General features: G+C 64.5%; 9 protein-coding genes, 1 tRNA gene and 1 pseudogene. 8 read left to right on the top strand and 3 right to left on the bottom strand.

Annotation, left to right across the window (positions count from 1 at the left end):
• Window positions 1-356: 356 nt before the first annotated feature.
• From XpopCFBP1817_RS16585 to hemA, 3 genes and pseudogenes are all read right to left on the bottom strand, one after another.
• Window positions 357-1,764 (bottom strand): annotated as a pseudogene (locus XpopCFBP1817_RS16585) (O-linked N-acetylglucosamine transferase, SPINDLY family protein); the annotation flags it as partial.
• Window positions 1,761-2,846, bottom strand: coding sequence for a peptide chain release factor 1 (prfA, locus tag XpopCFBP1817_RS16580; protein WP_128417958.1), 1,086 nt, complete (start codon window positions 2,844-2,846; stop codon window positions 1,761-1,763). The pseudogene XpopCFBP1817_RS16585 and the gene prfA, both read right to left, overlap by 4 nt.
• Window positions 2,824-4,122 (bottom strand): glutamyl-tRNA reductase, encoded by a 1,299-nt coding sequence (gene hemA, locus XpopCFBP1817_RS16575; RefSeq protein ID WP_128417957.1) that lies wholly within the window; start codon window positions 4,120-4,122, stop codon window positions 2,824-2,826. The genes prfA and hemA overlap by 23 nt, the downstream gene beginning before the upstream one ends.
• A gap of 65 nt (window positions 4,123-4,187) precedes the next feature.
• Between hemA and XpopCFBP1817_RS16570 the strand changes: the two genes are divergently transcribed.
• The 8 genes from XpopCFBP1817_RS16570 to ychF all read left to right on the top strand — a co-directional run bounded on the left by XpopCFBP1817_RS16570 (window position 4,188) and on the right by ychF (window position 11,129).
• Window positions 4,188-5,876 carry a tetratricopeptide repeat protein gene (locus XpopCFBP1817_RS16570; RefSeq protein WP_128417956.1) on the top strand — a complete coding sequence of 563 codons (1,689 nt, stop codon included), beginning with the start codon at window positions 4,188-4,190 and terminating at the stop codon, window positions 5,874-5,876.
• A complete protein-coding gene (lolB, locus tag XpopCFBP1817_RS16565; RefSeq protein WP_128417955.1) occupies window positions 5,873-6,529 on the top strand; it encodes a lipoprotein insertase outer membrane protein LolB in 657 nt (218 codons plus the stop codon). Before XpopCFBP1817_RS16570 ends, lolB begins: the two co-directional genes overlap by 4 nt.
• The gene (ispE, locus tag XpopCFBP1817_RS16560; RefSeq protein ID WP_128417954.1) at window positions 6,511-7,398 is read left to right on the top strand and encodes a 4-(cytidine 5'-diphospho)-2-C-methyl-D-erythritol kinase; all 888 of its coding nucleotides are present in this window, start codon (window positions 6,511-6,513) and stop codon (window positions 7,396-7,398) included. The genes lolB and ispE overlap by 19 nt, the downstream gene beginning before the upstream one ends.
• Before the next feature lie 3 nt (window positions 7,399-7,401).
• Window positions 7,402-7,478: transfer RNA gene (locus XpopCFBP1817_RS16555), tRNA-Gln, on the top strand.
• A 151-nt stretch (window positions 7,479-7,629) separates the two neighbouring features.
• The gene (locus XpopCFBP1817_RS16550) at window positions 7,630-8,589 is read left to right on the top strand and encodes a ribose-phosphate diphosphokinase (protein WP_006450614.1); all 960 of its coding nucleotides are present in this window, start codon (window positions 7,630-7,632) and stop codon (window positions 8,587-8,589) included.
• A 109-nt stretch (window positions 8,590-8,698) separates the two neighbouring features.
• Complete coding sequence (locus XpopCFBP1817_RS16545) at window positions 8,699-9,331, top strand: 50S ribosomal protein L25/general stress protein Ctc (protein WP_128417952.1); 633 nt, start codon at window positions 8,699-8,701, stop codon at window positions 9,329-9,331.
• A 49-nt stretch (window positions 9,332-9,380) separates the two neighbouring features.
• Window positions 9,381-9,959 carry an aminoacyl-tRNA hydrolase gene (gene pth / locus XpopCFBP1817_RS16540; RefSeq protein ID WP_128417951.1) on the top strand — a complete coding sequence of 193 codons (579 nt, stop codon included), beginning with the start codon at window positions 9,381-9,383 and terminating at the stop codon, window positions 9,957-9,959.
• A gap of 78 nt (window positions 9,960-10,037) precedes the next feature.
• The gene (gene ychF, locus XpopCFBP1817_RS16535; protein ID WP_128417950.1) at window positions 10,038-11,129 is read left to right on the top strand and encodes a redox-regulated ATPase YchF; all 1,092 of its coding nucleotides are present in this window, start codon (window positions 10,038-10,040) and stop codon (window positions 11,127-11,129) included.
• Window positions 11,130-11,302 lie beyond the last annotated feature (173 nt).

Below are 11,302 nucleotides of genomic sequence, written 5' to 3'. Positions count from 1 at the left end.
TGCGCGCACTTGTTTCTACACGATCCGGGTGCAACCAGCTGATCTATCTCGGGAAAACGTGGGGAAACCTCAGATCCAGGCCCCACCTTTCAGTTGCTGGCTTCGGTAAGGGCGGCAGCGCGGCCGGGGATCGGCTCTTCGGCTCGGTCAGACATCCTGTCTGACTCGCCGCCGCGGCACATCCATGTGCCGCTCTCCGCCAATCCTCGGCCACGCTGCCGCCTCGGCACGTCGCTTCCATGACTTGAATAAGCCAATGAAGCGTGGCGTCAAGCACCTCTCCCACTGGGAGAGGGGTTGGGGTGAGGGTAGGGCGGAAGACAGCCATCTACCTTGAAAAGGCAAGCAGCCCGCGAGTTACCCAGCCAACCATGACGCCGCGCGAGTGCCTGCACCAGCTTCCCGAATCCATCGGCAAACCCGTCAATATCAAACACCCCGGATGCCCGTCGCAGCACATCCACCCGCGCACGCAACGCAGTCAACCTTGCCGGATCGCTCGCCAGTGCAACCGCCTTGGTCACAAACGCAGCATCGTCGACCACATTCATCTCATCCAGCCCCATATGATGATTCAAGCTGCCGGCCACGCGCGCAGCAAACGTCTCGCCAGGCGTCGTCAATACCGGGCAACCCGCCCACAACGCATCCGATGCGGTGGTGTGCGCGTTGTACGGATGCGTCTCCAGAAACAGGTCCGCATTCCGGTAGCGCGCCAGATACTGGGTATGCGGCAACTCAAGCGCAACACGTGCTCGCTGTAAGACGGCTCCAGCGACGGCGGCAGCGCGAACGCATCGCCCAGCACATCATCCATCCACGGCGCGCCCGAGGTGCCCGGATACGCCAGCCAATTGAGTTGCACGGGTGCTGGCCGCAGCGCGAACACTTCCGGTCGCCCGCCGCCGCCCCAGCCGCGCAGATCGAACAACAGATCGATGCCCTGCTCGCGGATGTGGTGCGCAGTGGCCAGATGTCCGAGCGCGGTGACATCGTGCAAGGTCGTGGCTTGCGCCAGGCGCGCGCTAATCTCGCTGCTGTCGTCATGGCAGGTCGCAAACAGATGCAGTTGCAAGATCGGCTGACGCCGCTGCAGCGCTTCGAATAATGCCACCGTCAGCACGCCGGTGGGATGCGCACCAGACCCATTGGAGACGAAGCCGATCCGCAACGCGTCCTGGCGGCGCACGGCGCACGGCGGCAGCGGGCGCAACATCGAAGCGATCGCCTGCGCGCGCGTCCGTGCACACGCCAGTTGGTCGGCAGCACTGGCATCCCCGCTCAAAAAGGCGAATGGCTCCACCGCAGCACGCACCTGCGCAGCAAGTGCATCCAGCTCACGCCAATCGCATAGGCGGCGTCGCCAGTTGAGCAATTGCGCGGTGATATCCGGCTCGTCGGGCAGCAACTGATGCGCGCGCGTAGACGCGGCCGCTGCAGCTTCGGCGTGCCCGGCATCTTCCAATACATGCCCAAGCCACAACGCGATGCCTGGGTGTTGCGGCACCAGGTCCGATGCTTATTGCAACAACAACGCTGCCTCGGCATGCCACTGCTGCGATCAGCGCGCCCGACCAAGCCGCGCCACCGCTTCCGGATGACCGGAATGCACTGCACGCGCGCGTTGCACTTCGGCTTCGCCGGCAGCGACCGCGCCACGCCGAGTTCGGCGTCGGCCAGTATCAGCCATGCGATGAAATCGCCGGGCTGGCGTCGCACCGCCTCGCGCAGCTGCACCAGCTCGCGCGGGACGTCCGCAGTCACGGGCTGTCGCTCAACCGCGCCAGTTCGTCGGCCTGATGTTCGTGCAGTAAACGTGCGATCAGTGCATCCAGATCGCCTTCGATGATGTTGGGCAGGTCGTACAACGTGAGGCCTTCCACGCGGTGGTCGGTGATGCGGCCCTGCGGGAAGCTATAGGTGCGGATGCGTTGACTGCGGTCTCCGCTGCCTACCTGCAATTTGCGCGTCTGCGCTTCGGCGGCGGCCGCCTTGCTGCGTTCGGCTTCCACCAATTGCGCCTTCAGCCGCTTCATCGCCTTGTCGCGATTGGCGTGCTGGCTGCGCTCGGTCTGGCATTCCACCACCACACCGCTGGGCACGTGGGTAATGCGGATCGCCGATTCGGTCTTGTTGACGTGCTGGCCGCCGGCGCCGGACGAGCGGAACGTGTCCACCTTCAGATCGGCCGGATTGATCACGATCTCTTCCACGTCGTCGGCTTCGGGAATGATCGCCACTGTCGCCGCCGAGGTATGGATACGGCCCTGCGATTCGGTCGCCGGCACGCGCTGCACGCGGTGGGTGCCGGATTCGAACTTCAGCCGCGAATACGCGCCGCGCCCGACCACCCGTGCCACCACTTCCTTGTAGCCGCCGTGCTCGCCGGGGCTGTCGGATTCGATTTCCACCTTCCAGCCCTGGCGCTCGGCATAGCGTGCGTACATGCGGAACAGGTCGCCGGCAAAAATCGCCGCTTCGTCGCCCCCGGTGCCGGCGCGCACTTCCAGAAACACATTTCCTTCGTCGCGTGGGTCGCGCGGCACCAACAGCAGTGCCAGCTGCGCGTCCAGTGCGTCCAGGCGCGCCTGTGCGGCAGCGATTTCTTCTTCTGACAGCTCGCGCATTTCCGGATCGTTACGCATGGCGTCGGCCGCGCTCAGATCGGCCTTGGCGCGCGCTTCTGCTTCCATCGTCAGTGCCACCGGCTCCAGCTGCGACAGTTCGCGCGACAGCGTGCGGAACTTGTCGTTGTTGCTCACCACCTCGGGGTCGGAGAGCAGGTGCTGCAGTTCTTCGCGGCGCTCGGCCAGCGCTTCGAGCTTACGGCGCAGGGTCGGCGTCATCAGTCCTCACGATCGGGGTAGGTACAGGGGGATGTTGGTAACCGGGTTTTTCCGGAAACAGCCGCTCCGCCGCGCTGGTCAGTTCCAGGTCGTTGTTGAGCGCCGCATCGCGCAACGCGGCGGTCGGCGGATGCAGCAAGCGGTTGGTCAGCGCATGCGCCAGTTGTTCCAACACTTCGTCGGCCGGCTTGCCGTTGTGCAACTGCTGGCGCGCCTTGGCCAGCAATTCGTCGCGGGTGCTGTCGCCGAACGCGCGCAGCCGTTTGAGCGGGGCTTGGCGCGCGGTGGCTTGCACCGTTTCGACATAGCGCGCCACTTGTAGATCGATGATCGCTTCGGCCTGGTCGGCGGCTTCGCGCCGGCTGCGGCGGTTGTCTTCGACCGCACGTTCCAGATCGTCCACCGTGTACAGGTAGGCATCGCTCAGCTCGGCCACCGAGGCCTCGATATCGCGCGGTACCGCCAGGTCGAACAACAGCATCGGCTTGCGCTTGCGCGCGCGCAGTGCCTGTTCCACCTGCACCCGCGTGACGATCGGCTCGCGCGCAGCAGTTGCCGAAAACACCACGTCGGCCTCGGCCAGATGGCGGTCCAGATCGGTCAGCGGCAAGGCATAGCCACCGTGCTGGCTGGCCAGCGTCTGCGCATGCGCCAGGGTGCGATTGGCGATCAGCAGCCGGCGCACACGTCCGTCGCTCAGATGCTTGGCGGCCAGTTCGATGGTCTCGCCGGCGCCGATCAGCAGCACCGTGGATTCGTTGAGGCGGGTGAACGATTCCTGCGCCAGCCTTACTGCGGTGGAGGCTACGGACACCGGATTGGCACCGACCCGGGTGTCGGTGCGCGCGCGCTTGGCCACCGAGAAGGTCTGCTGGAACAACCGGTCCAACCCGCTGCCCAGCGCACCGTGCGCAAGCGCCACCGCCCAGGCGTCCTTTACCTGACCCAGAATCTGCGGCTCGCCCAGCACCATCGAATCCAGCCCAGTGGCGACACGGAACAGATGGCGCACCGCCTCGGCTTCCTGGTGTTGATACAGATAACCGCTCAAGCCGGGCGCATGCGTCTCCAGCCAGGTCACCAGGCTGTGCGGGTCGTCGGCCATCGCGTACAGCTCGGTGCGATTGCAGGTGGACAGCAACGCGGCCTCGCGCACCTGCGGCAACGCGCGCAAGGATTCGAGCGCGCGCGGCAACGCGTCACCTGCAAACGCTGCGCGTTCGCGCAGGTCCACAGGTGCGGTCTGGTGATTCAGTCCGAGCACCCACAACGTCATTGTTCAGTTGCTTGCGATAAGCTGGCGGCAATTCAGGGCCCCATTTTACGGCCCGGTTGCCCCCGATGCCCGTACCGATTCGCATCCTGAGTGTTCTTTTGCTGGCAGCAGTCTCCGCCAGCGCCATTGCAGCACCCAAGAAAGCACCGCCCGCTCCGCCCCCCAGCAGCGCCGGCACCACTTCGCTGGAACCCGTACTCGCCGGTGAATTCGCCTTGCAGGCCGGCCAGTTGGACGATGCCGCGCGTGCGTATCTGGACGCGGCCAAGGCCGAAGCCGGCGACGCCGGGCTGGCCGAACGTGCCGCCCGCATCGCCATGCTGGCTAACGACGATGCCCGGGCCATCGAAGCCCTGGCGCTGTGGCGCGCCCGCGCGCCATCGTCGATGGCCATGCGCAGCACCGAAGCCTCGCTGGCGCTGCGTCGTCACGACTTGCGCACCGCACGCCGCGATCTGCTCGGCCTGCTCAAGGAGCCCGACCCGCGCGGCTGGCGCTTCGCGCTGATCGCACTTGCCAACGGCTGGCGCGAGCCGGAAGCCTCGGCCGACGCGCTTGAAGACCTGGTCAAGGCCGGTGCCATTCCCAATCAGATCGAGGCCTGGCAGGAATTCGGCCGGCTCGCCCTGCGCATGGAGCGCCCGGCGCTGGCCAAGCGCATCGTCGACGAAGTGGTGCGCCGCTTCCCCGAAGAGCCGCGTGTGGCCTTGTTGCACGCCACCCAGCTGCAGCAGGAAGGCAAAAACGACGAAGCGCTTGCGCTGCTGAAGAATGTCGAGGCGCAGGCGGTGAACGACTCCGAGCTGCGCGGCGCGCTGGCATTCGCCTACGACGCCATGGGCCAGACCAAAGCGGCTGCGCGGGTGCTGTCGACCGGGCCGCAGGACACCCAGACCTACGGGCTGCGTGCGTCCATGCTTGCCAAGGAAAAAGACCGCACCTCGCTAGAAGCGCTCTACGGTGAGCTCAAGAGCAAAGCCACCAAGCCTGACCCGGACCGCCGCCTGCTGCTCGGCAAGATCGCCGAGTTCCTTAAGCGTTATGACGAAGCGGTGGAGTGGTATCGCGGCGTGCCCGGCGGCCCGCAGCTGAGCGAAGCGCGCTTGCGCGCGGCCAGCGCGCTGTACGAACTGGGTCGCAAGCCCGAGGCGCTCGCCGAGGCCCGTGCGTTGCAGGGCGACGTCAGCGCCGACGACGATGCGCGTCGCGATGCCTACGTCCTCGAAGCCGAGCTGCATCAACGTGCCGGCGACGCCCCGGGCGAACTGGATGCCTTCGAACGTGGCCTGGCCGCGTATCCGGACGACGGCGCGCTGCTCTACGCTCGCGGCCTGGCTTGGGAACGCCGCGACGACGTCCCGCGCGCCGAGGCCGATCTGCGCAAGATTCTGGTCGCCGAGCCGGAAAATGTCGGTGCGCTCAACGCGTTGGGCTACACCCTGGCCGACCGCACCAGCCGCTACAAGGAAGCGCTGGCGCTGATCGACCGCGCCCGCACCGCCGACCCGGACAACCCGGCCATCGTCGACAGCTACGGCTGGGTGCTGTACCGCATGGGTCGCCTAAAGGAAGCACTCGTGCAGCTGCGCCGCGCCTGGGCGCTGGTCAAGGATCCTGAAATCGCCGCGCATGTCGGCGAAGTGCTGTGGGTCAGCGGCAACCAGGACGAAGCACGCCGTTATTTCGAAGAAGCGCGCCGTATCGATCCCGACAACCGCGCGCTGCAACGCGCTGTGAAAAAGCTCGGGCTATGAGCAGTGGTGTACGCCGGGTACTGGCCCTGAGCGGGCTGGTGCTTGCAGGCTTGTCCGGCTGCGTCAGCGTGCCGCGCGGGCAGGGCAGTGGCGCGGCCGTGGTCGATCAGGTCTCCGCTAGCGCCCGTCAGGCCGAAGCCAAGCGTCAGGCCTGGCTGCAGGCGCATCCGAACTGGTCCTTTCAGGGCCGGGTTGCAATCAGCAAGCACCGTAACGGCGGCAGCGGTCGCATCGACTGGCAGCAGGACGGCCCGCGCTATCGCGTGCAACTCAGCGCACCGGTGACCCGGCAGAGCTGGGTGCTTACCGGCGATACCACCACCGGCGCCGGGCGCCTGGAAGGCTTGGAAGGCGGCCCGCGCAGCGGCGCCGACGCCGAGCAGGTGCTGCTGGAAGCGACCGGTTGGACCATCCCGGTCAACCAGATGCCCGACTGGGTACGCGCATTGCGAATCGCCGATGCTGGCGCCGAGCGCGTGGATCTGGACGCCACCGGTCGCCCACGCACCGTGCAGCAGGACGGCTGGACCATCGATTTTCTCGCTTGGGCGCCGGCCAGCGATGGCCAGCCCGAGCTGCCGCAGCGCATCGAAGCCCGCAACGGCGATGCCAAGGTGCGCCTGCTGGTCGACCAATGGACGGTGTCGCCCTGATGTCAGCTTCGGAGGCGGGCTGGTCGTCGTGGTCTGCGCCGGCCAAGCTCAATCTGTTTTTGCAGATCGTCGGGCGCCGTGCCGATAGCTATCACCTGTTGCAAACGGTGTTCCGGCTGCTGGACTGGGGGGACACCATTCATCTTTGTTTGCGCAGCGACGGCCTGATCCAGCGCATTGGCGACAGTCTGCCCGGTGTGGCCGAGGACGATGACCTGGTGACCCGCGCAGCGCGCCTGCTGCAATCCAACGCCGGCGCGCAGGCCGGCGCCAACATCCGGGTCGACAAACGCATCCCCGCTGGCGGTGGTTTCGGTGGCGGTTCGTCGGACGCAGCCACCGTGCTGGTGGCGCTCAATGCCTTGTGGGGCCTGGGTTTGCCGGTCGATGCGCTGGCCGAATTGGGCCTGCAGCTGGGCGCCGATGTGCCGGTGTTCGTGCGCGGCCATAACGCCTGGGCCGAAGGCATAGGCGAACAACTGACCCCGATCAGCCTCCCGCCAGCATCCTATGTGCTGGTCGATCCGGGCATTCACGTCCCCACATCTGGTTTATTTCAATCACAGGAATTGACGCGGGATGCTGCGCCCGTGAAAATATCGGACTTCGCTTCGGGTTCTGTGCTGGGCAATGCGTTCGAGCCGGTCCTACGGCGCCGTGAGCCCGCCATCGAGGCAGTGTTCCAGGCGCTTTCCAGGATCGGGACGCCGCGTTTGACCGGGTCAGGGAGCGGTTGTTTCGTCGAATTCGCCACGCGCGCTGCTGCAGAGCAGGCATTGGCGCAGTCGCCGGACAACCTGAGGGCGTGGGTCGTGGAAGGTGCAGCGCACTCGCCATTGCTCGACGAACTGGACGCGAGACAAGTTTGATGCAGGGGCGTCGCCAAGAGGCCCAAGGCACCAGGTTTTGATCCTGGCATTCGTAGGTTCGAATCCTACCGCCCCTGCCAGTTTTTCATGCAGATCTGCAGATGCAGGTCCCTCTGTAAGAGCCCGCACATCCATGTGCGGGGATTCAAAGAATTAGCCCGGCGTGGTTCGGTGCTGCTGTCCCGCTCTGGCACTGAGCCGCACGCGCTTTGCCGCCGCCCGAGAGATCTCATGCAAGACCAACGTAATCTGCTGGTGTTCTCCGGCAATGCCAACAAGCCGCTTGCCAAGAGCATCTGCAAGGAGCTCGGCGTCCGCATGGGCAAGGCGCTGGTCACGCGCTTTTCCGATGGCGAAGTGCAGGTCGAAATCGAAGAGAGCGTTCGCCGGCAGGAAGTGTTCGTCATCCAGCCGACCTGCGCGCCGAGCGCCGAAAACCTGATGGAACTGCTGGTGCTGATCGACGCGCTCAAGCGCGCCAGCGCTGCCTCCGTCACTGCAGTGATCCCGTATTTCGGTTATTCGCGTCAGGACCGCCGCATGCGTTCTTCGCGCGTGCCGATCACCGCCAAGGTCGCCGCCAAGATGATCTGCGCGATGGAGGCCGACCGTGTGTTGACGGTCGATCTGCACGCCGACCAGATCCAGGGCTTTTTCGATGTACCGGTCGACAACGTCTACGCCTCGCCGCTGCTGCTGGCCGACATCTGGCGCGCTTACGGCACCGATAACCTGATCGTGGTGTCGCCGGACGTGGGTGGTGTGGTGCGCGCGCGCGCCGTTGCCAAGCGTCTGGACGATGCGGACCTGGCCATCATCGACAAGCGCCGCCCGCGCGCCAATGTCGCCACGGTGATGAACATCATCGGCGACGTGCAGGGCAAAACCTGTGTGCTGGTCGACGATCTGGTCGATACTGCAGGCACCTTGTGCGCCGCTGCCGCAGCGCTGAAGCAGCGCGGCGCGCTCAAGGTGGTGGCCTACATCACCCACCCGGTGCTGTCCGGCCCAGCGGTTGACAACATCAACAATTCGCAGCTCGACGAGCTGGTGGTCACCGACACCATTCCGTTGAACGAAGCCGCGCGCACCTGCGCCAAGATCCGTCAGCTGAGCGTGGCGGAACTGCTTGCCGAGACCATTCGCCGCATCGCCTTCGGCGAGTCGGTCAGCTCGCTCTACGTCGACTGATTCCGCATTCGGCGCCCGGATTTCGGGCCGCTGCAATCCGTCTCACCTGGTCGCGGGTGAGACGCTTCATCGCCGCGAGGCGATATTCCAAACCAGGTAGTGAAATCCAATGGCAAAGACACATGAAATCAAGGTCGAGCGCCGCGCGAACGAGGGGAAGGGTGCGAGCCGCCGCCTACGTCACGCTGGCGTCATTCCGGCCATCGTTTACGGTGGCGAACTCGCGCCTGTCAGCATCCAGCTCAACCACGAGCAGATTTGGCTTGCCCAGCAGAACGAGTGGTTCTACTCGTCGATCCTCGACCTGAACCTCAATGGCGACGTGCAGCAGGTGCTGCTGCGTGACATGCAGCGCCATCCGTTCAAGCAGCTGATCATCCACATCGACTTCCAGCGCGTCAGCGCCAACGAGAAGCTCAGCGCCGCTGTGCCGCTGCACTTCATCAACGAAGCAACCTCGCCTGCCGGTAAGTCTAGCGAAGTGGTCGTCACCCACGAACTCAACGAAGTCCAGGTCGTCTGCCTGCCGAAGGATCTGCCGGAGTTCATCGAAGTGGACCTCGGTGCGCTGGAAGTGGGCAACGTGATCCATCTGTCCGAGATCACCCTGCCGGCCGGCGTGGAAATTCCGGAGCTGAAGCTAGGCAAGGAACACGACGTGGCAGTGGTTGCTGCCAAGCACGTGCGCATCGAAGAAGACGCTGCAGGTGAAGAGGCCATCGAAGGCGCCGAGCCCAAGTAATCCGTTGGCCGATCCCTCGCACGGCGCGGGATCGGCTGCGGTGACTGGCATGTCTGCACTCCGCCTGATGGTCGGGCTCGGGAATCCCGGTCCGGAACACGCGCAAACCCGGCACAACGCCGGGTTTCGTTTCGTCGATTCCCTTGTCGAGCGCCATGCCGCACGTTGGGGGCTGGATGCCAAGTTGTTCGGCGAGACCGCCAAGGTCGAGATCGCAGGTCAACCGGTCTGGCTGCTCAAGCCGGCCACCTTCATGAATCTCAGCGGCAAATCGATCACCGCCGCGTTGCGGTTCTGGAAGATCGAGCCGGAACAGTTGCTCGTTGCCCACGACGAACTGGATCTGGCGCCGGGTACCGCGCGGCTCAAGTTCGACGGCGGCCACGGCGGCCAGAACGGCCTGCGCGATACCATTCGCCTGCTGGGGCACGGCAAATTTCACCGCTTGCGCGTCGGCATCGGTCATCCCGGTCACAAGGATCGCGTGGTGCCATGGGTGCTGGGACGGGCGGGGCGCGACGACGATGCAGCGATCGGCGCGGCAGTGGAGGCGGCCATCGATGTGTTGCCGCTGGCAATGGAGGGTAATTTCAACGAGGCAATGAAGCGCCTGCATACGGGAAAATAGAGAATGGGGAATCGGGAATTAGGAGCAGCGCTGCTCTTGCCATTCTCGATTCCCGATTCTCCATTCACTGGAAAACCTATGGGTATCAAATGCGGCATCGTCGGCCTGCCCAACGTCGGCAAGTCGACCCTGTTCAATGCGCTGACCAAGGCGGGCATCGCTGCGGCCAATTTTCCGTTCTGCACCATCGAGCCGAATGTCGGCATCGTGCCGGTGCCGGATCTGCGCCTCAATCAGCTGGCTGAGATCGTCAAGCCGCAGAAGTTGATTCCGACGGCGGTCGAGTTCGTCGATATCGCCGGCCTGGTGGCTGGCGCAGCAAGCGGCGAAGGTCTGGGCAACAAGTTCCTGGCGCACATCCGCGAAGTTGATGCGATCACCCACGTGGTGCGTTGCTTCGAGAACGACGACGTCATTCATGTGAACAACAAGGTCGACCCGATCGCCGATATCGAAACCATCGATACCGAGCTGGCATTGGCCGATCTGGATAGCGTGGAAAAAGCGCTCAACCGTGCCGAGCGCAGTGCCAAGGGTGGCGACAAGGACGCAGCGGCACGCAAGCCGGTGCTGGCCAAATTGCAGGCCGCGCTGGCCGATGGCAAAGCCGGGCGCGCAGCCGGGCTGGGCGAAGAAGAAAGAGCGCTGGTACGCGATCTGTTCCTGCTCACGCTCAAGCCGGTGCTGTATATCGCCAACGTGCTAGAGGACGGGTTCGAGAACAATCCGCACCTGGATGCAGTGCGTGCGCATGCAGTGACCGAAGGTGCCGAAGTGGTGCCAGTCTCTGCAGCGATCGAAGAAGAACTGTCGCAGCTGGACGACGAAGATCGCGACACTTTCCTGGCAGACCTGGGCCTGGCCGAGCCGGGCTTGAATCGCGTTATTCGCGCAGCCTACAAGTTGCTTGGCCTGCAGACCTACTTCACCGCTGGCGTCAAGGAAGTGCGCGCGTGGACGGTCAAGTCCGGCTCCACCGCGCCACAGGCGGCAGCGGTGATCCATACCGATTTCGAGAAGGGTTTCATTCGCGCCGAGACGATCGGCTTTGACGACTTCATCAAGTACCGCGGCGAATCCGGTGCGCGCGATGCGGGGCGTCTGCGTCTGGAGGGCAAGGAATACCGTGTGCAGGAAGGCGATGTGCTGCACTTCCGTTTCAACGTCTGAGGATTTTTCCTGAGCTCAGGAGCGTTCAGTAGAACTCAGTGGACTGGGCAGGCCATTAAAAATCGACGGCTTGCAAAAAATACGGTCTGTTAAGGAACCTCTGAACAACGTCCCAGATGCGCGACACTACACAGCTACGTTGAGGAGTGATCCATGCAACTGACGTTTGGTGA

The organism is Xanthomonas populi (assembly GCF_002940065.1).
Classification (GTDB): domain Bacteria; phylum Pseudomonadota; class Gammaproteobacteria; order Xanthomonadales; family Xanthomonadaceae; genus Xanthomonas; species Xanthomonas populi.
Note: the sequence above shows the minus strand (reverse complement) of the source record. Positions and strands in the feature narration are given on the sequence as shown.

Bases quoted from the DNA above. Each gene is read 5' to 3' on its own strand.
- prfA (WP_128417958.1), bottom strand. From the start codon at position 2,846: ATGACGCCGACCCTGCGCCGTAAGCTCGAAGCGCTGGCCGAGCGCCGC.
- hemA (WP_128417957.1), bottom strand. From the start codon at position 4,122: ATGACGTTGTGGGTGCTCGGACTGAATCACCAGACCGCACCTGTGGAC.
- XpopCFBP1817_RS16570 (WP_128417956.1), top strand. From the start codon at position 4,188: ATGCCCGTACCGATTCGCATCCTGAGTGTTCTTTTGCTGGCAGCAGTC.
- lolB (WP_128417955.1), top strand. From the start codon at position 5,873: ATGAGCAGTGGTGTACGCCGGGTACTGGCCCTGAGCGGGCTGGTGCTT.
- ispE (WP_128417954.1), top strand. From the start codon at position 6,511: ATGGACGGTGTCGCCCTGATGTCAGCTTCGGAGGCGGGCTGGTCGTCG.
- XpopCFBP1817_RS16550 (WP_006450614.1), top strand. From the start codon at position 7,630: ATGCAAGACCAACGTAATCTGCTGGTGTTCTCCGGCAATGCCAACAAG.
- XpopCFBP1817_RS16545 (WP_128417952.1), top strand. From the start codon at position 8,699: ATGGCAAAGACACATGAAATCAAGGTCGAGCGCCGCGCGAACGAGGGG.
- pth (WP_128417951.1), top strand. From the start codon at position 9,381: ATGTCTGCACTCCGCCTGATGGTCGGGCTCGGGAATCCCGGTCCGGAA.
- ychF (WP_128417950.1), top strand. From the start codon at position 10,038: ATGGGTATCAAATGCGGCATCGTCGGCCTGCCCAACGTCGGCAAGTCG.